Below are 23,373 nucleotides of genomic sequence, written 5' to 3'. Positions count from 1 at the left end.
TCCATCACCACAGCGCCCACCCGGCGCGAGAAGGAGCAGCAATGAGGTTGCAGAACCGACTGGGGAGCAGCATCGCCGTCGCCGGCGTGCTCGCCCTGGCGCTGACCGCGTGCGGCGGCAGCGGCGACGGCGGCACCGACGAGGCCCCGGCCGAGGCGCAGAGCATCGAAGGCGCGGACTACAACCCGCAGCCCCGCGAGAACCTCGAGCAGGGCGGGGAGGTGACTCTCGCCATCGACGAGATCACCCCCCAGATGAACGCGAACCACTCCGACGGCTCGGTCGACACGGCCAAGGTCTGGGCCTGGTACAACCCGCAGATGATCCTCATGTCCCCGGAGGGCGAGGCCGAGGCCAACCCCGCCTACCTCACGGACTGGACCACCGAGGTCGTCGACGGCAAGACGGTCGTCACCTACACGATCAACCCCGACGCGGTCTGGAACGACGGCACGCCGATCACCTGGAAGTCGTACGAGCAGGGCTGGATCGCGAACCGGTCGACCGAAGAGAAGTACGTGCCGAACACCACGGACGGCTACTCGCAGATCGAGTCGGTCACCCAGGGCGAGGACGAGCGCCAGGCGGTCGTCACGTTCAAGTCGGAGTTCCCCTGGACCGAGGGGCTGTTCTGGCACCTCATGCACCCGAAGGTCGACTCGCCGAAGGTCTTCAACGAGGGCTACGTCGAGGAGGCCCACCCCGAGTGGGGCGCCGGCCCGTACAAGATCGACGAGTTCGACATCAACGGCGGCGTCATCTCGTTCGTGCCGAACGAGAACTGGTGGGGCGACGAGCCCATGCTCGACAAGGTCACGTTCCGGGTGCTCGACCCGGCCGCCGCGGTCAACGCGTTCCAGAACGGCGAGATCGACATGGTCGAGAACCTCACCGCGGACAACCTCGAGCAGCTCGCCGACGTCGAGGGTGCCGCCACGTATCGCGCGCAGCGCGCATCGAGCAACCTGCTCCAGCTCAACGCCGAGCGCCCGCAGCTCGCGGACCTCGAGGTGCGCGAGGCGATCTTCCAGGCGATCGACCGCGAGCAGATCAAGGAGGTCGTCTGGAACGGCCTCGGCTACACCGAGACCGAGGCCGGCTCGTTCAACCTGTATCCGTTCCAGGAGGGCTACGTCGACGCGCTCGCCGAGTCGGGCTGGTCGCACGACGTCGAGGCCGCCAACGCCGCCCTCGACGAGGCCGGGTGGGCCCTGAACGGCGACGTCCGCGAGAAGGACGGCCAGAAGCTCGAGGGCCGGATGCCCATCTTCGGCGAGGACCCCATCGTCGAGGCGCGCGCCAAGGTGGTGCAGCAGCAGCTCGCCCAGATCGGTTTCGCGCTCGAGATCGACAAGCGCCCCACGAGCGACTTCTCCACCGTCCTGACCACCAAGGACTGGGACCTCGTCATCATGGGCTTCTCGTCGAGCGACCCGTACGGCGTGGCCTGGATGTGCCAGGTCTACTGCTCGGACAGCGGCCTGAACCTGTCGATGACCGGCACCAAGGAGATCGACAAGAAGATCGCCGACGTCATGACGCTGCCGACGGCCGAGGAGCAGACCGCGGCCGGCATGAAGCTCGAGTCCGAGATCATGGCCGAGACCTGGGGCATCCTGCCGCTGTACAACGGCCCGTGGATCGCGATGGCCAAGGACGGGCTCGCCAACCTCTCGCCCGAGACCTACACCGGGCTCGACCTCTTCGGGCTGCACCCCGTGGAGAACATGGGCTGGACCAAGGACGCCGCCGCCGAGTGACACCCGGCTGAGGGCGTCGCCCGAGCGGCTGCGGGGCCGGTGGTCGCGACCACCGGCCCCGCAGCCGTTCCGCCGTCAGGACTCCAGCAGTCCGCGGACGTCGTCGGCACCGAGCGTGCGCGCGAACGTGCCGGCGGCGTCGTCCATGACCGCGTCGAACAGGCGCGCCTTGCGTCGCGCGAGCGCCATGACCTTCTCCTCGATGGTGTCGGCGGCGACGAGGCGCGTGACGACGACCGACCGGGTCTGGCCGATGCGGTGGGTGCGGTCGATGGCCTGCGCCTCCGCGGCGGGGTTCCACCACGGGTCGAGCAGGTAGACGTAGTCGGCCTCCGTGAGGTTGAGCCCGACTCCCCCGGCCTTCAGGCTGACCAGGAAGACGGGCGCGTCGCCCTCCTTGAACGACCGGATCACGTCGGCCCGGCGTCGGGTCGATCCGTCGAGGTACACCGCCTCCAGGCCTTCGGCCGCACAGCGCGCACGGACGAGCGCGAGGAACGACGTGAACTGCGAGAAGACCAGGGCCCGGTGCCCCTCGGCGGCGATCTCGGTGAGCTGGCTCATCAGCACGTCGAGCTTGGCGGACCCCACGTCCGTGTACCCCTCGTCGACCAGCGACGCGTCCAGCGCGAGACGTCGCAGGACGGTCAGTGACCGGAAGACCGCGACGCGGTTGGCGTCGAAGTCCTCGAGCAGGCCGAGCAGGCGCTGGCGCTCCCGCTGCAGGTGCGTGTCGTAGACGCAGCGGTGGTCGGGGGTGAGCGGCACGTGCATCGTTCGCTCCTGGCGCTCGGGGAGCTCCGGGGCGACCTGTTCCTTGGTGCGGCGCAGCATGAGCGTGCGGATGCGTCGCCTCAGGCGCCCGAGCGCGCGGTTCCCCGCGGCGACCACCTGCGGGTCGTCGTCCTTGCCCGCGGCGTCCACCAGCCGTGCCGTCTCGGCGCGGAACCGGTGCATCGACGGGTACAGTCCCGGGGCCACGACCGCGAGCATCGCCCACAGCTCCATGAGGTTGTTCTCCAGCGGGGTCCCGGTGATCGCCAGCTTGAACGGGGCGTCCAGGGCCCGCGCCGTCTCGTTGGCGCGGGTGCGCGGGTTCTTCGCGGTCTGCGCCTCGTCGAGCACCAGCCCGCTCCACTCGAGGGCGTCGAACGCGTCGAAGTCGAGCCGGAAGACGGCGTACGACACGACGAGCACGTCCGCGTCGCCGGCCAGGTCGGCGACGCTCGTGCCGAGGGTGCGCGCGGTGGCCGGCATCGCCACGACCCGCAGCCCGGGCGTGAACCGGCGGGCCTCGTCCACCCAGCCCGCGACCACCGAGGCGGGCGCGACCACCACGAACGGCGCGGCGTCCGGCGCCGTGGCACGTGCGTGCGCGAGAAACGTCAGCGTCTCGAGCGTCTTGCCGAGCCCCATGTCGTCGGCGAGGATCCCCCCGAGCCCGTGCTGCCACAGGAAGGCGAGCCACTCGAACGCCCGCACCTGGTAGTCGCGCAGCGTCGCGCGCACCCCGGTCGGCACGGCCGGCGCGGCGGGCAGGTCCTCGCCGGACGCGAGCGACGTCAGCGCGGCCGCGGCGCGCCGCCAGTCGTCGGACACCTCGACGACGTCGGCGACGTCCTCGAGCTCGCTCCACAGCGGCGCGTCGTAGGTGCTCACCCGCGGCCGCCCGGGCCGGTCGCTCAGTGCGGTGGCCTCGGTGATGAGTTCCCGCAGACGGCCCAGCACCGGCTGGTCCAGCCGCAGCCAGGACCCGTCGACGAGCAGGAGACGCCGGTCGCCGCGGGCCAGGGCGGTGAACAGGCGGGTGAACGGCAGCTCCTTGCCCGCGACCGTCACGGTGATCCCGAGGTCGAGCCAGTCGGAGTCCCCCGACGGCGCGCCGGAGACCACGACGCGAGGCGCGGCGTCGAGGTGCAGGTAGTCGGGCACGTCGTCCGCGTCGACCCGGACGTCGCCGGTGGCGGCGAGCGCAGGCAGCACCGCGTGAGCCAGGTCGAGCGCGTCCAGCCCGGTGTACCGGCCGGACGCACCGAGCTCGAAGCGCTCGAACCCGGGCACCCCGCGCACGGCGGCCTGCGCCTTCGCGCGGATCTCGGCCTCGGCACGCTCGTCACGCAGCAGGTCGCTCGCCGCTCCCTCGATCGCGACGACTCGTGCCTCGCCGCCGCCGGGGCGCGGGTACTCGAACGACCAGGCCAGCGTGGCGTCGTCGGGGGCGGCGAAGCCGGCGGTCGCGACCAGGACCGGGCGCGGCACCTCGGGCAGCTCGACGGTGCCGTCGGACACGACCCGCGTCACGGCACGCAGCGCCGGCAGGTGCTCGACGAACAGCTCGCCGACGTCCGTCGCCGGCACGTCCACCGGGCCCAGGGCCACCAGGTCGCGGATCCCGTCGCCCAGCCGTCTCGGCGCCGGCCCCAGGTACAGCACCGTGCGCCGCTCCCCCGTCCGCACGGCGTACAGGCCGCTGTCGCCGACGGCGCCGACCCGGTCGGCCGGGGTGGTGTCGGTGGCGTCGTGGTCTGGCCCGCCGAACGTGACGACGGGAGTCAGCCGGACGCCGTCACCCGACGCACCCACGTCGAGCCGGGGCTCTGCAGAACGTGCCAGGAGCACCTCGTCCCGCGGACCGTGACCCACGAGCGGCACCCCCAGCTCGCCGGCCTCGGCCAGCAGCGACCACACGCCGCGACCGCCGGCGCCGAGGGCGCGCCACACCTGGCGGCCCCGGCCGTAGCCTCCGCCCGAGCCGGCCAGGGCCGCCCCGAGGTCCGCGAACCACCGGCGGACGTCGGGCGCGGGCGTGGCGCGCACGTCCGCGAACGCGTAGAGCCCGGTCGCGAGGGCCTCCCAGCTGGCCTCGGGCGCGACCTTCCAGCCCCCGTTCCTCGCCGGCACCACGGGGCGCACCGAGAGCCCGGGCGATTGGTCACCGAGCGCGCCGTCGAGCCGGAACCTCAGCGCGACGGGCAGGACGCCGCCCGAGCTCCCGCGGCTCCCGTCGGGCACTCCACGGGTCACGGGCGCGAGCCGGCCACGCCACCCCTCGGCCTCGGAGGGGCCGCCTCCCGGGTGCGAACGCGGACCGCCCTCAGCTCCCTCGTCGTCCTGCGAACCGACGTGCAGGAGCACCGCGGCAACGTGCTTGCAGTCGGCGCGGACCGGGCAGGTGCAGGTCGACGTGTCGAACTCGTACCGGCCCGCCTCACCGATCGTCAGCCAGATGCGGCACGAGTACGGCAGCCGGCCGGTCCCCGCGACCTGCGCGGACAGGACCAGGCCGTCAGGGTCCCACCGCCACGAGCGGACCATGCCGCCGAGGACGTAGCCCTGGGCACGCCGGAAGGCCGCGCTCCCGACGACGTCGCCCACCGCGAGCGGGTCGAGGCGCGGGGGCGAGGCGGGCATGGGCCCATGCTCGCACGGGCCACGGACAGCACCCGCCCGGACCTCTCGCCGCTTGGCACACTATTATCGTGCCGATGGCACTCGGCGAGACCCGTCGTCGAGACGGCCGCGCCTACCGGAACCGGCCGCGCACGGCCTCGCCGTGCGCCGGAAGGTCCTCGTCCTGAGCCACCGCGACGATCCGGTCGGCGACGACCTCGAGCGCGTCGCGGGTGTACTCCACCACCTGCACGGACCGCAGGAAGGCGTGCACGCCGAGCCCGCTCGAGAAGTGCGCGGACCCGCCGGTGGGCAGGACGTGGTTGGACCCCGCCATGTAGTCCCCCAGGGACACCGGCGCCCAGGGGCCCACGAAGATCGCGCCGGCCGACCGCACCCGCTCGGCGAGCTCGGCCGCGCCCCGCGCCTGGATCTCCAGGTGCTCCGCGCCGTACGCGTCGACCACCGCGAGGCCGTGGTCGAGGTCGTCCACGAGCACCACCGCGGACTGCGGGCCGCCGAGGGCCTGGCTGACACGCTCGGAGTGCTTGGTCGAGCCCACGAAGTCGCTGAGCCGGGCCTCGACGGCACCCGCCAGCTCCACCGACGGGGTCACCAGCACCGAGGCCGCCATCGGGTCGTGCTCCGCCTGGCTGATGAGGTCGAGGGCCACGTGACCGGGGTCGGCGGTGTCGTCGGCGAGCACGGCGATCTCGGTGGGCCCGGCCTCCGCGTCGATGCCGACGACGCCGTGCACCAGGCGCTTGGCGGCCGCCACGTAGACGTTCCCCGGACCCGTCACGACGTCGACCGGCTCGCAGAGCACCGCCCCGTCCTGCGGCTCGGAGCCCTGCGCGCCGTAGGCGAACATCGCCACGGCCTGGGCGCCGCCCACGCCGTACACCTCGTCCACGCCCAGCAGCGCGCAGGCCGCGAGGATCGTGGGGTGCGGCAGGCCGCCGGAGTCCTTCTGCGGGGGCGACGCCACGGCGAGGCCCGGCACGCCGGCCTCCTGGGCCGCCACGACGTTCATGATCACCGACGACGGGTAGACGGCCCTGCCGCCGGGCACGTACAGGCCCACCCGCTGCACCGGGATCCACCGCTGGCGCACCACCGCACCCTCGGCCAGCGTGGTCGAGTGCCCGGCCGGGGCCTGCGCCGCGTGCACGGTGCGGACGCGGCGGATCGCCTCCTCCAGGCCGGCGCGGACCGCGGGGTCGAGCCCGTCGAGCGCCTCGGTGAGCGCGGCCGCGGGGACGCGCAGATGCTCCGGGCGCACGCCGTCCAGGCGCTCCGCGAGGTCGCGCAGCGCGGCGGCACCCCGGGCGCGGACGTCGGCGAGGATCGGGGTGACGGTGCTCAGGGCCTGGTCCACCCCGACCTCGGGGCGCGGCAGCACCCCGAGCAGCTCGGCGCGGGACAGCTGGCGCCCGCGAAGGTCGATGCGTCGGATCACCCCGCCAGTCTAGGCCGCCGCGCCGCGGCGACGTCCGGGGCTCCGGCTGCCGGACGCGGGCTCCCCGACGGACGGGCGCGCACCGCCACCGGTCGGTGACAATGGTGCCCATGAGCTCCCCGACCGAGGTCCCCATCAGCGACGACATCATCCGCCTGGGGCAGTTCCTCAAGCTCGCCGGCCTGGCCGAGTCGGGCACCCACGCCCGGGACCTCGTCGCCGACGGCGAGGTCGCGGTGAACGGCGAGACCGAGACCCGGCGCGGCCGCCAGCTCGTGCGCGGCGACCACGTCACCGTGTCCCTGCCCGACGGCGACGAGGCGGCCGTCGTCGCCTGACGGGCGCTTCGCCGGTCGGCGACAGGCCCCGCCAGCGGGTCAGACGGCCGGTCAGACGGCCGGTCAGGCGGCCGGGCCACGCAGCCGGATCAGGCGGCGGGTCACGCCATGTACGCCGACGCCATGACCCGGTCGACCCGCAGGCGCAGCACCACCCGGTCGGGGTCGTGCTCGAGCTGCCGGTAGCGCTTCCCGTACCGCGCCACCGCGTCGTCGATCTCCTGCGGGTCCTCGCTGACCTCGATGGTGCCCTCGAGCGTCATCCACCGCCCGCCGTCGACCTGGCACACCGCCGCCCGGGGCGCCGAGCCGTCGGCGGCCGTGCGGCGCGCGTTCGCGACCTTGACCGACGTCCGCCGGGCGGTGGTCCGTGCCACGCCCTCGTCGACGTCCCAGGTGAACGCCACCGGCACGACGTGCGGGCTGCCGTCCGCACGCAGGGTGGTCAGGGTGGCCAGGTGCCGCTCGGTGACGAAGACCAGCTGCTCGGGGTTGAGTCGGATCACGGCCGCGAGCCTACGCCGTGCGAGCCCCGGCGAGGCCGTGCCGCGGGCGCCGACGGGGGCGCGAGGCGGTCCGGAGCCCGCTCAGGGCATGAGGGTCAGAACCCGAAGGTCATGACCGGCGGCACGCGGGTGCCATGCCGGCCCGCGTCGTGCAGGGCGCGCAGGACGGCGAGCTCGTGCGGCACCACCGGCTCGGGCAGCGCGACGAAGGAGAACCACCGCAGATCGGCTGACTTCTCGGGCTCGAGGATCTGCAGCTCGCCGGTCCAGCGGGTCGTGGTGAAGAAGAAGTCGACCCGCTGCTCGAGCGCCGGGCCGCCCGGCTGCCCGCGGTGCAGCGTCGTCACCGGCACGAGGTCGGCGGGGTCGACCTCGACGCCGAGCTCCTCCGCGACCTCGCGGACCGCGGCCCCCGTGACGGACTCCCCCGCCTCGACGTGACCGGCCGCCGCGGCGGCCCAGTACCCGTCCATGTATCCCGTGCGCTGGCGCAGCTGCAGCAGCACCTGGCCCTCCCGCCGCAGGTAGACGTACGCGGCAGGCACCACCCGGAAGCGGTGGTCGGCCGAGCCGTCGTCCCACGAGGCCCGGCCCTGCCCTGCCGGCGGGACGTCGGCGCTCACGAGAGGCAGCTCGGGCCGAGGAGCGCCTTGAGGTCGCCGAACAGGGCGGGCGACTTCTCGACGCGCAGCGTGTCCGCGGCCCGCACGACGGTCCGCTTGCCGGGCTCGGAGACGTTCACGTGCACCTCGGCCGAGCCCGGGTGCGAGGTGAGCACCTCGCGCAGCCGCACCATGACGGGCTCCACGCAGCGTGTGTGCGGGACCGTCACCTGCACCGGCGCGTCGGCCACGGCGGAGGTGTCCGGCAGCGAGACCTCCATCGCCTGCAGCTGCATCTGGTCGTCGCGGCGGCGCACCCGACCGCGCAGCGTGACCACCTGGTCCTCGGCGAGGATCGTCGAGTAGGCCAGGTACGTCTCGCCGAAGAACATGACCTCCACGGCACCCTCGAGGTCCTCGACGGTCACCGCCGCCCACGGGTTGCCGTTCTTGCTCATCTTGCGCTGGACGCTGGTCAGCAGGCCCGCGACCGTCACCTGCGAGCCGTCGGCGCGCCCCTCGTCGGCCATGAGGGTGGCGATCGAGGTGTCCGCCGCGCGCGCGAGGACGTGCTCGAGCCCCGACAGCGGATGGTCGGACACGTACAGCCCGAGCATCTCGCGCTCGAAGGCCAGCCGCTGCTTCTTGTCCCAGTCCGGCAGGTCGGGCACGTCGACGCTGAAGCTCATCTTCTCGTCCGTCGCCCCCAGGTCGGCGAAGAGGTCGAACTGGCCCTTCGCCTCCTCGCGCTTCACCGAGATGACCGAGTCGACGGCCTGCTCGTGCACCACCAGCAGGGCGCGGCGGGGGTGGCCGAGGGAGTCGAACGCCCCGGCCTTGATGAGCGACTCGATGGTGCGCTTGTTGCACACCACGGCCGGCACCTTGTCGAGGAAGTCGGTGAACGAGGTGAAGGCCCCCTTCTCCTCGCGCGCCGCGATGATCGCGTCGACGACGTTCGCGCCGACGTTGCGCACGGCGGTGAGGCCGAAGCGGATGTCGTGGCCGACCGCGGTGAACTTCGCCGCGGAGTCGTTGACGTCCGGCGGCAGCACGGTGATGTGCATGCGACGGCACTCGCCCAGGTAGAGCGCCATCTTGTCCTTGTCGTCCCGCACGCTCTGCAGGAGACCGGCCATGTACTCGGTCGGGTAGTTCGCCTTGAGGTACGCCGTCCAGTAGGAGACGACGCCGTACCCGGCGGAGTGCGCCTTGTTGAACGCGTACCCGGCGAACGGGACGAGGGTGTCCCACACGGCCTTGATGGCGGCGTCGGAGTAGCCGCGCTCCTTGCAGCCGGCCTCGAAGCTCACGAACTCCTTCGCGAGGACCTCCGGCTTCTTCTTGCCCATCGCGCGTCGCAGCAGGTCGGCCTGGCCGAGGGAGTAGCCCGCGAGGATCTGAGCGGCGCGCTGCACCTGCTCCTGGTAGACGATGAGGCCGTAGGTCTCGTCGAGGATCTCGCTCAGCGGCTCCGCGAGCTCGGGGTGGATCGGCTCGATCTTCTGCTGCCCGTTCTTGCGCAGCGCGTAGTTGATGTGCGAGTTCATGCCCATCGGGCCCGGCCGGTACAGGGCGATGACAGCGGAGACGTCCTCGAAGTTGTCGGGCCGCATCTGGCGCAGGAGCGAACGCATCGCGCCGCCGTCGAGCTGGAAGACGCCGAGCGTGTCGCCGCGGGCCAACAGCTCGTAGGTGGCCTTGTCGTCGAGCTCCACCGTCTCGATCGCGACGGGCTCCTTGCCGTTCATCACGATGTTCTCGAGCGCGTCGTCGAGGATCGTCAGGTTGCGCAGCCCGAGGAAGTCCATCTTGATGAGGCCGAGGCCCTCGGACGTCGGGTAGTCGAACTGCGTGATGACGGCACCGTCCTGCGGGCGGCGCATGATCGGGATGATGTCGATCAGCGGGTCGCTCGACATGATGACGCCGGCGGCGTGCACGCCCCACTGCCGCTTGAGGCCCTCGATACCGCGCGCGGTCTCCACGACGCGCTGCGCCTCGGGGTCGGCGTCGTGCACCGCGCGGAACTCGGCGGCCTCCGCGTACCGCTCGTGCTTCGGGTCGAAGATGCCGGACAGCGGGATGTCCTTGCCCATCACGGCCGGCGGCATCGCCTTGGTGAGCTTCTCCCCCATGGCAAAGGGGAAGCCCAGGACGCGGGAGCCGTCCTTGAGGGCCTGCTTGGCCTTGATGGAGCCGTAGGTGACGATCATCGCGACCCGGTCGTCGCCGTACTTGTCGGTGACGTACCGGATCACCTCGGAGCGCCGGCGCTCGTCGAAGTCCACGTCGACGTCGGGCATGGAGACGCGCTCCGGGTTGAGGAAGCGCTCGAAGATCAGGCCGTGCTTGAGCGGGTCGAGCTCCGTGATGCCCATGACGTAGGACACCATCGAGCCCGCCGCGGAGCCGCGGCCCGGACCGACGCGGATGCCCTGCTCCTTGGCCCAGTTGATGAAGTCGGCCACCACGAGGAAGTACCCCGGGAAGCCCATCTGGATGATGACCTCGACCTCGTAGTTCGCCTGCTTGCGCACGTCGTCGGAGATGCCGTCCGGGTAGCGGCGGCGCAGCCCGGCCTCGACCTCCTTGACGAACCAGCTGACCTCGTCCTCGCCCTCGGGCACGGGGAACCGCGGCATGTAGTTCGCGCTCGTGTCGAACGAGACGTCGCAGCGCTCCGCGATGAGCAGCGAGTTGTCGACGGCCTCCGGCATCTCGGCGAAGAGCCGGCGCATCTCGGCGCCCGAGCGGACGTAGAAGCTGTCGCCGCTGAACGCGAACCGGCTGCCGCCCTGGTCGTAGGTCGGCTCGTCGAGCGTCGACCCGGAGTTCACCGCGAGCAGCACCTCGTGGGAGTGCGCGTCCTCCTGCTTGGTGTAGTGCAGGTCGTTGGTGGCCACGAGCGGCGCCCCGACGTGCTCGGCGAGCCGCAGCAGGTCCTTGCTCGTGCGGGACTCGATCTCGATCCCGTGGTCCATGAGCTCGACGAAGAAGTTCTCCTTGCCGAGGATGTCCTGCAGCTCGCCCGCCGCGCGCACCGCCTCGTCCCACTGCCCGAGCCGCAGCCGGGTCTGCACCTCGCCCGACGGGCAGCCCGACGTGCCCATGAGGCCCTTGCCGTAGGTCTGCAGCAGCTCGCGGTCCATGCGCGGCCACTTGCCCATCTGGCCGTCGAGGGACGCGAGCGACGAGGCGCGGAAGAGGTTGTGCATCCCCTCGTTGTCGCGCGCCCACAGCGTCATGTGCGTGTAGGCGCCACCGGCGGAGACGTCGTCGCGGCGCTGGTGCTGCTCGCCCCACAGCACCTTGGTGCGGTCGTGGCGGCTGGTGCCCGGCGTGACGTACGCCTCGACGCCGATGATCGGCTTGATCCCGAACTTCTTCGCCGTGCTCCAGAAGTCGAACGCCCCGAACAGGTAGCCGTGGTCGGTGATCGCGATGGCCTTCTGGCCGAGCCGTTGCACCTCGCTGAACAGGTCGTTCATCCGCGCCGCGCCGTCGAGCATCGAGTACTCGGTGTGCACGTGCAGGTGAACGAAGTCGTCAGTCTCAGCCGGCATGCGATGAGTCTAGGCAGCCCCCACCGACACTCCGGACCGCCTCGCCGAGGGGGATCTCACACGCCTACGCGTACGCGCCCCGGACGACCTCGAGGGCGTGCGCGAGATCCTCCGGGTAGTCGCTGGTCACCTCGACCCACCGGTCCGTCAGCGGGTGCGTGAACCCGAGCCGCACCGCGTGCAGCCACTGCCGCGAGAGGCCCACCCGGGAGGCCAGCACCGGGTCCGCGCCGTACGTGAGGTCGCCCACCAGCGGGTGCCGCACGGCGGTGAAGTGGACCCGGATCTGGTGCGTGCGTCCGGTCTCCAGGTGCACCTCCACCAGGGACGCGGCGGGCAGCATCTCCAGCACCTCGTAGTGCGTGATCGAGTGCTTGCCGTCCGCGACGACGGCGAACTTGTAGTCGGCGCCCGGGTGGCGCCCGATGGGTGCGTCGATGGTGCCGGTCGTCGGCTCGGGGTGCCCCTGGGCAAGGGCGTGGTACACCTTCTCGACCGTGCGCTCCTTGAAGGCCCGCTTCAGGCCGGTGTACGCCGCCTCGCTCTTGGCCACCGCCATGAGCCCCGACGTCCCCACGTCGAGTCGGTGCACGATGCCCTGGCGCTCGGCCGCCCCGGAGGTGGCCACCCGGTACCCCGCGGCGGCCAGCGCGCCGACGACGGTCGGCCCCGTCCAGCCCGGCGAGGGGTGCGCCGCGACGCCGACGGGCTTGTCCACGACCACGACGTCGTCGTCCTCGTAGGCGATGCCCATGCCGGGCACCGGCTCCGCGACGACCGCAGGCCCCGCCGTGGGCTCGGGGACGTCCACCTCGAGCCAGCCGCCCGCCGGGACCCGGTCGGACTTGCCGACCACGCGCCCGTCGAGGGCGACCGCCCCGGCAGCCGCCAGCTCCGCCGCCTGGGTGCGCGAGAACCCGAGCATCCTGGCCAGGGCGGCGTCGACCCGCTCGCCCGCCAGGCCGTCCGGGACGGGCAGCGTCCGCAGCGTCACGTCAGCTCGTCCTGTCCGCGCCGGTCCCGGCGTCGTCCTCCGTGGGGGCCCCGTCGGTCTTCCCGCGGGCCCCTGCGTCCCCGTCGACGTGGCGCTGGCCGTCCAGGCCGATGCCGCGGAACGTCAGGACGACGATGAGGACCGCGGCGACGACGACCGCGATGTCCGCGACGTTGCCCACGAAGAACCCGGCGTAGTCGATGAAGTCCACCACGTGGCCCTGCGCGAACCCCGGCTCGCGGAAGAGACGGTCGCCCAGGTTCCCCAGCGCCCCGCCCAGCAGGAGCCCCAGGGCGAGCGCCCAGCCGCGCGAGCCGATCCTGCCGATCGCGCGGACGATGACCACCACGACGCCGACGACGACGATCGTCAGCAACCACGTCATCCCGGTGCCGCTGAGGATCGACAGCGCCGCGCCGGGGTTGTAGATCAGTCGCAGCTGCAGCAGCTCGCCGACGAGCGGGACGGGGTCGCCGCCCACCGTGAGCGCCGACTCGGCCCACCACTTCGTCGCCTGGTCGGCCAGCAGCACGACGAGGGCCAGCACGACCGTCCACGCCACCAGCCGGCGGCGACGGGCCGGGGACACCGCGGGCGCCGCGTCGGGCTCCGGGGGTGCTTCCGCCGCGGCCGTCGGCGCGGGCTCGGGCGACTCGGGGGCGCCGTCGTGCGACGCGGGCTCAGGAGCCGGGACGGGGCCGGCGGGCGTGGTCGACATCGTGCGCCAGTCTAGGCGGAACGGCCGCCCGGCCGGACCGCGGCCCGTGCCCCGACGGGTCCGTCGCGCGTCAGCGCCGCTCCTCGCGGGCCTTCGCCTCGACGGACAGGGTGGCCCGGGGGAACGCCTGCAGCCGGGCCTTGCCGATCGGCAGGCCCGTGACCTCGCACGTCGCGTACGTCCCCTTGCGGATGCGGTCGATCGCGTGGTTGGTCTGCTCGAGCAGGTCGCGCATGTTGTTCACGAGCGTGAGCTCCTGCTCGCGCTCCAGCGCGCTCGAGCCGTAGTCGGCCTGGTCGTCGCCGGCCCCGTCACCGGAGTTGCGCAGCAGGTCGGACAGCTCGGCATCGGCGGCGGCGAGCTCGCGCCCGAGGCGCTCGGCGTCCTCCAGCAGGAAGGCCGCCAGCTCCTCCGCCTCGCGCAGGGTCCACGGCTCCTCGCCGTCGCGCACCGGGAACTTCTTGACGTCCCGGCTCAGGTGCGGGAAGTTCTCACGGAGCGCCGCGCGCGTCGTGGTCGAGAGCTTTGCCATCGGTGCCCTTCCGTCGGGTCCCTCGGTGGGTCACCAGAGCGTAAGTGTGCGGGCCGGTCCGCACAACAGCACGCGCCGTACGGCGACGCGCCGTTCGTGCGGACCGACCCGCAGCACTGGTCGGACCGTGCACCCGGCGGGGTGCCCTCAGAGCTTCGAGGACCGCCCGGCACCCGCGTTCTGGCTCGGCGGGAGCGCGGAGCCCCGGGCGTCCAGGTCGCCGAGCAGGTTCTGCAGGAAGCTCTTGAGGCGCGTGCGGTAGTCCCGCTCGAAGATGCGCAGCTCGTCGATCTTGCGCTCCAGGAGCGACCGCTCCTGCTCGAGCTGGGAGAGCGTGCGGTGGCTGGTCTCTTCCGCCTCCCGCACGATGCGGGCGCCCTCGGACTTCGCCTCGGTGATCAGGCGGTCGCCCTCCTCCTGGCCCGAACGCACGTAGTCGTCGTGCAGCTTCTGGGCCAGCTGGAGCATGCCGGTCGCCGACTCCGGCTCGGCCGGCTGGCCGGCCACGGCGGCGGCCACGGGGGCCGGCGCGGGGGTCGGTGCCGGGGTGGGGGCGGACGGCTGCGACTGCTGCGCAGCGTCGGACCGGCTCAGCTCGCCGACGCGCCGCTCGGCGGCCGCCAGCTTCGAGCGCAGGTCCTCGTTCTCCTCCTGGACCGAGGTGAGGGTCCTGACAACCTCGTCGAGGAAGTCGTCGACCTCTTCGACGTCGTAGCCCTCACGGAACTTTGTCGCGGAGAACTTCTTGTTCAGGATGTCCTCTGCCGTCAGCAGCGCCATCGTCTCACCTCATCGCGGTTTGCACAGTCGTTGTCCGGACGCCCGGACGGGCATCCGTCGTCCGGGTGACCACGGTAGCCCACGGTGCGGGGGGCGACATTCCAGGGCGCAGGCGCGGCGCGCCCCCACACGACGTCTTCACACGCGACGCAGGAGTCCCGCTCCTGCGGGCCCGGGCACCCGCTGCGCGGGCGGCCTCAGCGGCCGAACGACGCGAAGACCTGCGCGAGGATCGACGTCCCGATGAAGAGCACCAGGAACGCGAGGTCGAGCCGGATCTGCCCGAGCGTCAGCGGGGGGATCAGCCGCCGCAGGAATCTCAGGGGCGGGTCTGTGACCGTGTACACACCCTCGGCCACGACGAGCATGACACCGCGCGGGCGCCAGTCCCTCGCGAAGAACTGCACCCAGTCGAGCACGAGGCGCACGACCAGGACGAGGAGGAAGAGCCAGAGGAGAAAGCTGATGAAGACGAAGACGGCGCTCACGGGACGAACCTACCGGAGACACGACGCGGCCAGGGCCGGCGTGCCTCGGCCCTGGCCGTGTTCGTCGCGAACGGCGCGTCCGCGCCGACGCGCTCAGCTCTGGTTGTAGAACGCGCCGCCACGCCCGGCCGGCTTCTCCGCCGCGGGCGGCTCCTCCGCGGAGATCTCCACGTGCTCGGGCGAGAGCAGGAAGACCTTGTTGGTCACCCGCTCGATCGAGCCGCGCAGGCCGAAGATCAGCCCGGCCGAGAAGTCCACCAGCCGCTTGGCGTCGGCGTCGTCCATGTCGGAGAGGTTCATGATGACCGGGGTGCCGCCCCGGAAGGCCTCACCGATGCTGCGGGCGTCGTTGTACGACCGCGGGTGGATCGTCGTGATCCGTCGCAGGTCGGCACCGATGACGGCCTCCGCCGTCCCGCCGCGGTGCAGCGGCGTGACCTGCGCCTGGTAGTCGTCGCGCACCGGTGCCTCCAGCTCCTCGTCGTACTCGTCGAGGTACTCGTCCCGCTCACCCTGGTCGTCGGCGAGTCCCAGGTACAGCATCGTCTTGCGAAGCGCTCCGCCCATCGCCCTGCTCCGTTCGTCGGCACGTCCCGCCCTGCGTCCCGGACGGTGTCACGACGGTAACCACGACGACACGCTCGACCTCGGACGACACGCCGGTGTGTCGCCCGACGCCGCTGCTCAGGTCAGGACGACGACGCCTGCCTGCCGTCCCGTGGTCACGCCCGCCTCGGTGGCCCGGCGGTGGGAGAACAGGTCCGCGTCGGTGCGGGTGCACCGGTCCACGTGCACGGCGTCGACACCCCGCGCCGCGAGCTGGGCGAGCACGGCCCGGGGCAGGTCGAGCGCCGCCGTCCCCTGGTCCGTCGTCGCCCAGGCCTCGGGCGCCAGCGCCGCGACCTCGTCGCGCATCTCCTCCGGCACCTCGTAGCACCGGCCGCAGACGGCGGGGCCGACCGCCCCGCGCACGTCGCCCGGGCGCGCGCCGCGCGCCACCATCGCGTCCAGCGCGCGGTGCACGACGCCCAGCGCCACGCCCTTGCGGCCCGCGTGGGCGACCGCGACCACGCGGGCGACCGGGTCGGCCAGCACCACCGGGACGCAGTCGGCCACGAGCACGCCGAGGCCGAGGCCCTCGGTGCCGGTGACCAGGCCGTCGGCCTCCCCCGCGGCCGCGGGCGGCTCGCCGGCGGACCACTCGGCGAGGTCGTCCGGACCGAGCGGGAGGACCCGGTCGCCGTGGACCTGCGCGGCGAACGCGACCGGCGCGCCCACCCAGCCCTCCAGCCGGGCCCGGTTCTCCCGCACCCGGGTGGGGTCGTCGCCGGTCGACGTGCCCAGGTCGAGCGACGACCACGGCGCCGGGGAGACGCCCCCGTGCCGCGTCGTGAAGCCCGCGACGACCCCCGGGCCGAGGTCGACCCGCAGCAGCCCCGCGCCGAACTGCGCCGGCAACAACGCCTCCTGTGCCCAGCCGACCGCCCCGCTCACTCCGCGCTCACTTGAGGAAGTCGGGCACGTCGAGCTCCTCGGCGGGCCGACGCTGCTCCTCGAACAGCCGCGGGACCTCCACGGGCCGCTCGACGGTCACCCCCTCGCCCGCGCCGTCCTCGACGACCGTGAACGCCGGGCGCTGCTCGCCCGGCCGGCCGGCCGCGCGGGCGGCCGGGGCGTCCAGGCTCGCGGGGACGTCGTCGGGCTCGGCCGGGATCGGGCGCGGCTGCGTCCGGACCCCGGGCTGCCCGTCCGCGGCGGGCGCCGCCTGGGCGGCGGCCGGCTGCGGCACCGGGGCGGTCGGGGGCGCGGGCTGCTCCGAGCCGGCGGCCACGGCCGGGCGGGCCGGGGCGCCGGCGATCTGGCCGAGCCCCCGGCCGTCCTTGCGCGACTGCGGCACGCCACCGTCGAAGCCCGCGGCGATGACGGTGACCCGCACCTCGTCGCCGAGGGCGTCGTCGATCACGGTGCCGAAGATGATGTTGGCCTCGGGGTGCGCAGCCTCCTGGACCAGGCGCGCCGCCTCGTGGACCTCGAACAGGCCGATGTCGCTGCCGCCCTGGATCGACAGCAGGACGCCGTGGGCCCCGTCGATCGACGCCTCGAGGAGCGGCGAGGAGATGGCGAGCTCGGCCGCCTGCACGGCGCGGTCCTCTCCCCTGGCCGAGCCGATGCCCATGAGCGCGGACCCGGCCCCCTGCATCACCGACTTCACGTCGGCGAAGTCGAGGTTGATCAGGCCCGGGGTGGTGATGAGGTCGGTGATCCCCTGGACGCCGGAGTGCAGCACCTGGTCGGCCGAGTGGAACGCGGCGATCGCCGAGACGCTCTTGTCGGACATCGACAGCAGCCGGTCGTTGGGGATGACGATGAGGGTGTCGACCTCCTCGCGGAGCGCCTCGATCCCCTGTTCGGCCTGCACCGAGCGGCGCCGGCCCTCGAAGGTGAACGGGCGCGTCACGACGCCCACGGTGAGCGCGCCGAGCGAGCGCGCGATGCGGGCCACCACGGGCGCACCGCCCGTGCCCGTGCCGCCGCCCTCGCCCGCCGTCACGAAGACCATGTCGGCGCCCCGGAGGACGTCCTCGATCTCCTCGGCGTGGTCCTCGGCGGCCTTCTTGCCGACCTCCGGGTCGGCGCCGGCGCCCAGGCCGCGGGTGAGCTCACGGCCGACGTCGAGCTTGACGTCGGCGTCCGACATCAGCAGCGCCTGCGCGTCGGTGTTGATGGCGATGAACTCGACGCCCTTGAGGCCGACCTCGATCATGCGGTTCACGGCGTTCACGCCGCCACCGCCGATGCCGACCACCTTGATCACTGCCAGGTAGTTCTGCGGAGTTGCCACGTCGTTGCCTCTCGGGTCGTTCCTGTCCCGACGTCCCCCTCGCCGCGGTGGCTCCTGTCCCGGAAACCCGAACCTTAAGGTTCGAGTTGAGGGTTATAGTTATGTCAGGTTGCTGCTGCGTTCGACGGTATGCGTCGCGCCCGGCACCACGACGGACGTGGTGCGGCGTGTCGCGCGCGCCCGGTGCCGGACTTCTCGTCCCGCCCGTGCTCCGCGCCCGGGGGCGTCATCGGCTCACCGGCAGCTCGGGCGACGACACGTCGATCGTCGTCGCGTCGGGGTCCAGCTTGCGCACCGTGCGCATCGCCTCGACCTTGAGCGCCATCTGCTCGCTGCTCCCCCACCGCACCGTCGTGCCGTCGTCCAGCACGGTCTCGACGGCATCCTGCGTCCGGGCGCCGACCTGCTCGACGCTGCGCTCGACGCGCGGCGGCAGTGCGGCCAGCACGTGGAGCGCGGCCTGCAGGGCGAGCACGTCGTCGAGGGGCACCGCGACCTCCGCGAGACCGGACGGCGCCGACGGGCGGGTCCCGAGCCGCACCCCCTCGGAGTCGAGGACGACGTACCCGCCGTCGTCGGGGACCGCCGCCACCGGGACGCGCGCCGTGAGCGTGACCCGCAGGCCGTGCGGCCAGGCCCGGGCGAGGCTCACGTCCTTGACACCGTGCAGGTCGAGGATCTGCTCGCGCAGCGCCACGGTGTCCAGCCGCGGCAGCGGTGTGCCGGCCGCCGCCTCGACGACCTCGCGCACGGCGTCCGGGTCGACGGTCCTGCCCTCACCCGTCACGACGACGTCGTCGCGCTCCAGTGCCAGCACCGGCGACCAGAACGCGCCCACGGCGAGCCCCGCGAGGACCGCGAGGACCAGGACCCACGCGACGACCCGGCGCCACGTCCGGTGCCGCCGCATGGCCGACCGTTCCGCCAGCCGGTCGGCCATCGCCGTCGACACGCGCGCCGGCCTCTCCTCCGTCGCGGGGCCGACGGCCAGCTCCGTGGTGCGCGCGGACGCCCGACCGGACGCGGACGCGGCGCCCGTCTGCCGCTCGCCCGTCTTCCGCTCGTCGGTCTTGCGCGCGTCGGTCTTGCGCGCGTCGGTCGGTCGTGCTGCAGCAGCCGTCCGGGTGGCCGTGGCGGTGGCCGACCGCCCGCCGCCCGCCGTCGAAGGCCGGGCCGCCGCGCGCGGCGTCGCACCAGTGGCCGGCCGCGAGCCGGACCTCTCGACGCCGGACTTGCCAGTGCCGGACGATCCAGGGCCGGACGCCTCGGCACGAGACGTCTTGCGCGGACGTGGCGGGGGTCGCATCAGTCCATGGTCCCCGCAGCGGCCCCCTCGCCCGGCGCCGCCACGCCGGTCGTGCCGTCGGTCGAGCCCTCCGCCGCGGCCGCGCCCGGCACGTCGCCGGCGGCCGCCGCGAGGTCCGCGAGGACGACGGGCCCGAGCTCGGTCACGTCGCCGGCACCGACGGTGAGGACCAGGTCCCCGGGGCGCGCGAGCGCGGCGACCACGTGCGCGGCCTCCACCTTGTCCTCCACGGCGCGCAGCCGACCGCCGGAGGCCGTCCGGTCGCCGGCGTCGGTGATCGTGTGCGCCCCGACCTGCGGGTCGACCTCCTCCCGCGCCCGGTACACGCCCGTGACCACCACCTCGTCGGCGAGGGCGAGCGCGGCGGCGAACCGCCCGGCGAAGATCCGGGTGCGCGAGTACAGGTGGGGCTGGAAGAGCACCACGATCCGCCCCCCGGCCGCCACCGGGCGGGCCGCGCGCAGCAGCGCCTCCACCTCGGTCGGGTGGTGGTCGTAGCTGTCCACCACCCGCACCCCGCCGGCCTCGCCGCGGAGCTCGAAGCGACGCCCGGTACCGACGAACGTCGTGGCCCCGGCGACCGCCCGGGCCGGCTCCGCGCCGAGCAGCACGGCCGTGGTCACGGCGGCGGCCGCGTTGAGGGCGTTGTGCGCGCCGGGGACGTCGAGACGGAGCTCGTGCGGCACGTCGCCGAGCGGGCCGCCCACGAGCGTCGCGGTGACGGTGCCGGCGCCCGGCACGACGTCGCGCACGTGCACGTGGGTCTCCGGGTCCCCGCCCGGCTCGCACCCGTACGTCACGACCGCGCCGCCCGACGCGCGGTGCGCCTCCGCGAGCGCCGCCGAGCCGGCGTCGTCGCCGCAGGCCACCAGGACACCACCCGGCACGATCCTGCCGGCGAACCGGACGAACGCCTCCTCGAAGGCCTCCCGCGAGCCGTAGTGGTCGAGGTGGTCGGGCTCGACGTTGGTGACCACCGCGACCGTCGGGGCGTAGTTGAGGAACGAGCCGTCCGACTCGTCCGCCTCGGCGACCAGTACGTCGGAGTCCCCGAGGTGCCCGCCGGGCACGGCGGTCTCGGCGCCGTCGGCGTCACGCACCCGGACCGTGCCGCCGATCGCGAACGACGCGTCGACGCCGCAGGCCCGCAGCACCGTCGCGACCATGGCCGACGTCGTCGTCTTGCCGTGCGCGCCGGCCACCGCGACGGCGCGCCGGTCGAGCATCAGGGACGCGAGCGCCTGGGAGCGGTGCAGCACCCGCACCCCCGCCCCGCGCGCCGCGGCGAGCTCGGGGTTCGTCTCGCGCACCGCGGACGAGACCACGAGGGTGTCGACCAGCGGCGCGCCGTCGGCGCCGACCACGTGCGCGGCGTCGTGCCCCACCCACACCTGCACGCCGTCGGCGCGCAGCGCCTCCAGCGCGGGCGAGGCGACCGCGTCGGAGCCCTGCACGTCGACGCCACGCGCGGCGAGCAGACGTGCGACGACGGACATGCCGGCCCCGCCGACGCCCACCAGGTGCACCCGGCCGAGCTCGGCCACGCCGGCGACGCCCGGTGCGTCCTCGGGTCCCGCGGCGCCGGTCATGCCTGCTGGCCGGTCGACGTCCGGCCGGACTCGGCGACGGCCTCGCCCACGAGGTCCGCGACGCGTGCCGCGGCGTCGCGCACGCCCGCGGCCCGCGCCGCCGCGGCCATCCCCCCGAGACGGTCGCGGTCGGCGAGGAGCGCGGGCACCTGCTGGGCGACCCAGGCCGGGGTGAGGTCCGCGTCGTCGACCAGGAGCCCGCCGCCCGCCTCCACGAGCGGTGCCGCGTTGAGGCGCTGCTCGCCGTTGCCGATGGGCAGCGGGACGTAGACGGCCGGCACGCCCAGGGCGGCCAGCTCGCACACGGTGCCCGCACCGGACCGGGCGACGACGAGGTCCGCGACCGCGAGCGCCAGGTGCATCTCCGACAGGTACTCGCGCACCTGGTAGCGCGAGGCCTCGTGCGCCCCGGCCGCCGTGGCGGTCTCGACCGCCGTGCGCACCGGGCCGTCCTTGCCCTTGCCCGTGAGGTGCAGCACCTGGACACCGGCACCGAGCAGGGCGTCGACCGCGCCCGCGAGCGCGGCGTTCACCGACGCGGCCCCGGACGAGCCGCCCGTGACGACGAGCGTCGGCAGCGTGGCGTCCAGGCCGAGGGCGTCGGCGGCGCGCACGCGGGCCCCGGCGGCGTCGCGCTCCCGCTCGGCGACCAGCGCGGAGATCTCGGCGCGCAGCGGGAGGCCGACGACCTGCGCCCCGGGCAGGGTCGTGCCGGGGAAGGTCGCCCCGACGCGCGCGGCCCAGCGGGCGCCGAGCTTGTTGGCGAGCCCGGGCCGGGCGTTCTGCTCGTGGATCACCACCGGCACGCCCCGCCGCCGGGCGGCGAGGTAGGCGGGGGTGGAGACGTAGCCGCCGAAGCCGACCACGGCCTGCGCGTCGATCTCGTCGATCGCCGCCTCCGCGGCGCGCACCGCCGCCGTCAGGCGGCCGGGCAGGCGCAGGAGGTCGACGCTCGGACGGCGCGGCAGCGGCACCCGGGGCACCGGCCAGAGGCGGTAGCCGCGCGCGGGGACCAGCTCGGCCTCCAGCCCGCTGGTGGTGCCGAGGGCGAGCACGCGCGCCTCGGGCTCCCGGGAGCGCAGCTCGTCCGCGACGGCGAGTAGGGGGTTGACGTGGCCGGCCGTGCCGCCGCCGGCGAGCACGACGGAAGTGACTGCAGAACTCTTCACACCCGCGACCCTATCGGCCGGACGGACCCCCACCACGACGCTCCCGCCGGTGCCCACGGCGACGCGACAGCACGCCGACCGATCTCTTCACGACGCTCTGGCGGGCGGCGAGCGCCTCCGCCGCACCCGGCTCGGAGCGCGCGAAGCTGATGACGACGCCCAGGGCCGCCATCGTCGTGACCAGCGCCGACCCGCCGGCGGACACCAGCGGGAGGGGGACTCCGATGACCGGCAGGACGCCGATCACCACGCCGATGTTCACGAACGCCTGCCCGACGATCCAGCACGCGATCGCGGCCGTGGTGATCTTCACGAACGGGTCCGGGTGGCGGCGCACGACGCGCGCCATCGCCACCCCGAGCACGGCGAAGAGCGCCAGCACGAGCAGCGTGCCCAGGAGGCCGAGCTCCTCGCCGACGACGGCGTAGATGAAGTCGTTGTGGGCCTCGGGCAGGTAGTTCCACTTCTCCCGGCTGGCGCCCAGCCCGACGCCGAAGAGCCCGCCGGTGCCCAGCCCGTACAGGCCGTGGATCGACTGGTAGCACTCGGTGGCGGCGTCGCACGACGACCCGTAGGTCGCGAGGATGCGGGTGATCCGGTCGCTGCTGTCCTGATTGACGATGAACAGCCAGCCGACGAGGGCCGCAGCCGCGGCGCCGCCCCCGACGAGCAGCGAGGCCGGCGCCCCGGAGACCCAGTAGGCGCCGAGCCCGAGCATCGCGATCACCAGGGCCGTGCCCAGGTCGTGCCCGGCGAGGACCAGCCCGATGACGGCCGCCAGCCCCACGGCGGCGGGCATCAACGCCTGGCCCCAGCGCCCGAGCAGGTGCTGCTTGCGCCCCAGCACCGCCCCCAGCCACAGCGCCAGCGCCAGCTTCGCCAGCTCGGACGGCTGGAACTGGACGGGGCCGAGCACCAGCCAGTTGCGGTTGCCGTTGACGACCTTGCCGAGGAACGGCACGGCCGCCAGCAACCCGAGGGAGACCAGCAGCGCCGGCCACGCGAGCCGCTTGTACCAGCGCACCGGCAGCCGCGCCGCGAGGAGCATGAACGGCAGCCCGATGAGTGCGTACCGGCCCTGGACGATGAACGCCGCGTACGGGGACTTGCCCGCCGCGATCGACTCGATCGTCGAGCTGGACAGCACCATGACGAGCCCGACCACCAGCAGCAGGCCGGTGGCGCCGACGAGCAGGTAGTAGCTCGTCACGGTCGAGTTCCACTGCCCGAGCCACGGACGCTCGGAGCGACCGGTGCGCTCGGGACCGGTGCGTGCCGTGCGACCCGGTCGCTCGGAGCGACCCGTGCGCTCGGGACGGCCGGGGCGTCCGGCG

General features: G+C 73.7%; 19 protein-coding genes. 2 read left to right on the top strand and 17 right to left on the bottom strand.

From position 1 onward, the window contains the following. The first annotated feature begins 41 nt into the window (after positions 1 to 41). Positions 42 to 1,760 (top strand): ABC transporter family substrate-binding protein, encoded by a 1,719-nt coding sequence (locus IEW03_RS09495; protein WP_188523415.1) that lies wholly within the window; start codon positions 42 to 44, stop codon positions 1,758 to 1,760. A 75-nt stretch (positions 1,761 to 1,835) separates the two neighbouring features. Here the strand turns inward: IEW03_RS09495 and IEW03_RS09490 are convergent, their stop codons facing one another. Together IEW03_RS09490 and hisD are read right to left on the bottom strand one after the other, a co-directional pair. Further along, positions 1,836 to 5,171 carry a DEAD/DEAH box helicase gene (locus IEW03_RS09490; RefSeq protein ID WP_188523414.1) on the bottom strand — a complete coding sequence of 1,112 codons (3,336 nt, stop codon included), beginning with the start codon at positions 5,169 to 5,171 and terminating at the stop codon, positions 1,836 to 1,838. 112 nt (positions 5,172 to 5,283) lie between these two features. Next, a complete protein-coding gene (gene hisD, locus IEW03_RS09485; protein WP_188523413.1) occupies positions 5,284 to 6,609 on the bottom strand; it encodes a histidinol dehydrogenase in 1,326 nt (441 codons plus the stop codon). Between the two features lie 110 nt (positions 6,610 to 6,719). Here hisD and IEW03_RS09480 point away from each other — a divergent pair, with 110 nt between their 5' ends. Continuing rightward, on the top strand, positions 6,720 to 6,947 hold the full coding sequence (locus IEW03_RS09480; protein ID WP_188523412.1) for an RNA-binding S4 domain-containing protein: 228 nt from the start codon (positions 6,720 to 6,722) through the stop codon (positions 6,945 to 6,947). 101 nt (positions 6,948 to 7,048) lie between these two features. Here IEW03_RS09480 and IEW03_RS09475 read toward each other — a convergent pair whose 3' ends face one another. The 15 genes from IEW03_RS09475 to ftsW all read right to left on the bottom strand — a co-directional run bounded on the left by IEW03_RS09475 (position 7,049) and on the right by ftsW (position 23,249). Continuing rightward, positions 7,049 to 7,453 carry a pyridoxamine 5'-phosphate oxidase family protein gene (locus IEW03_RS09475; RefSeq protein ID WP_188523411.1) on the bottom strand — a complete coding sequence of 135 codons (405 nt, stop codon included), beginning with the start codon at positions 7,451 to 7,453 and terminating at the stop codon, positions 7,049 to 7,051. Positions 7,454 to 7,548: 95 nt separating this feature from the next. Further along, a complete protein-coding gene (locus IEW03_RS09470) occupies positions 7,549 to 8,076 on the bottom strand; it encodes an NUDIX hydrolase (RefSeq protein ID WP_188523410.1) in 528 nt (175 codons plus the stop codon). Then, the gene (dnaE, locus tag IEW03_RS09465; RefSeq protein WP_188523409.1) at positions 8,073 to 11,621 is read right to left on the bottom strand and encodes a DNA polymerase III subunit alpha; all 3,549 of its coding nucleotides are present in this window, start codon (positions 11,619 to 11,621) and stop codon (positions 8,073 to 8,075) included. Before dnaE ends, IEW03_RS09470 begins: the two co-directional genes overlap by 4 nt. A gap of 64 nt (positions 11,622 to 11,685) precedes the next feature. After that, entirely contained in the window at positions 11,686 to 12,615 is a 930-nt protein-coding gene (locus IEW03_RS09460; protein WP_188523408.1) for an RluA family pseudouridine synthase, read from the bottom strand. Position 12,616: 1 nt separating this feature from the next. Next, a complete protein-coding gene (gene lspA, locus IEW03_RS09455; RefSeq protein ID WP_188523407.1) occupies positions 12,617 to 13,333 on the bottom strand; it encodes a signal peptidase II in 717 nt (238 codons plus the stop codon). 70 nt (positions 13,334 to 13,403) lie between these two features. Further along, positions 13,404 to 13,865: a TraR/DksA family transcriptional regulator gene (locus IEW03_RS09450; RefSeq protein ID WP_188523406.1), complete on the bottom strand. Its 462-nt coding sequence runs from the start codon at positions 13,863 to 13,865 to the stop codon at positions 13,404 to 13,406. Between the two features lie 147 nt (positions 13,866 to 14,012). Further along, positions 14,013 to 14,645: a DivIVA domain-containing protein gene (locus IEW03_RS09445; protein WP_188523405.1), complete on the bottom strand. Its 633-nt coding sequence runs from the start codon at positions 14,643 to 14,645 to the stop codon at positions 14,013 to 14,015. Between the two features lie 197 nt (positions 14,646 to 14,842). Continuing rightward, positions 14,843 to 15,133, bottom strand: coding sequence for a YggT family protein (locus tag IEW03_RS09440; RefSeq protein WP_188523404.1), 291 nt, complete (start codon positions 15,131 to 15,133; stop codon positions 14,843 to 14,845). Between the two features lie 93 nt (positions 15,134 to 15,226). Further along, positions 15,227 to 15,700, bottom strand: coding sequence for a cell division protein SepF (locus IEW03_RS09435; protein ID WP_188523403.1), 474 nt, complete (start codon positions 15,698 to 15,700; stop codon positions 15,227 to 15,229). A 117-nt stretch (positions 15,701 to 15,817) separates the two neighbouring features. After that, a complete protein-coding gene (gene pgeF / locus IEW03_RS09430; protein WP_229737868.1) occupies positions 15,818 to 16,591 on the bottom strand; it encodes a peptidoglycan editing factor PgeF in 774 nt (257 codons plus the stop codon). Positions 16,592 to 16,634: 43 nt separating this feature from the next. Beyond that, positions 16,635 to 17,975, bottom strand: a complete 1,341-nt coding sequence (ftsZ, locus tag IEW03_RS09425; protein ID WP_188523402.1) for a cell division protein FtsZ — start codon at positions 17,973 to 17,975, stop codon at positions 16,635 to 16,637. A gap of 226 nt (positions 17,976 to 18,201) precedes the next feature. Beyond that, positions 18,202 to 19,281, bottom strand: a complete 1,080-nt coding sequence (locus IEW03_RS09420) for a cell division protein FtsQ/DivIB (protein ID WP_188523401.1) — start codon at positions 19,279 to 19,281, stop codon at positions 18,202 to 18,204. Beyond that, complete coding sequence (gene murC / locus IEW03_RS09415) at positions 19,281 to 20,870, bottom strand: UDP-N-acetylmuramate--L-alanine ligase (RefSeq protein ID WP_188523400.1); 1,590 nt, start codon at positions 20,868 to 20,870, stop codon at positions 19,281 to 19,283. The genes IEW03_RS09420 and murC overlap by 1 nt, the downstream gene beginning before the upstream one ends. After that, positions 20,867 to 22,039, bottom strand: coding sequence for an undecaprenyldiphospho-muramoylpentapeptide beta-N-acetylglucosaminyltransferase (gene murG, locus IEW03_RS09410; RefSeq protein WP_188523399.1), 1,173 nt, complete (start codon positions 22,037 to 22,039; stop codon positions 20,867 to 20,869). The genes murC and murG overlap by 4 nt, the downstream gene beginning before the upstream one ends. A 10-nt stretch (positions 22,040 to 22,049) precedes the next feature. Then, positions 22,050 to 23,249, bottom strand: coding sequence for a putative lipid II flippase FtsW (ftsW, locus tag IEW03_RS09405; protein WP_308808204.1), 1,200 nt, complete (start codon positions 23,247 to 23,249; stop codon positions 22,050 to 22,052). Positions 23,250 to 23,373 lie beyond the last annotated feature (124 nt).

The sequence above is a fragment of the Isoptericola cucumis genome, from assembly GCF_014635665.1.
Taxonomy (GTDB): Bacteria; Actinomycetota; Actinomycetes; order Actinomycetales; family Cellulomonadaceae; genus Isoptericola; species Isoptericola cucumis.
This window is presented reverse-complemented; position numbering and strand designations above follow the sequence as displayed.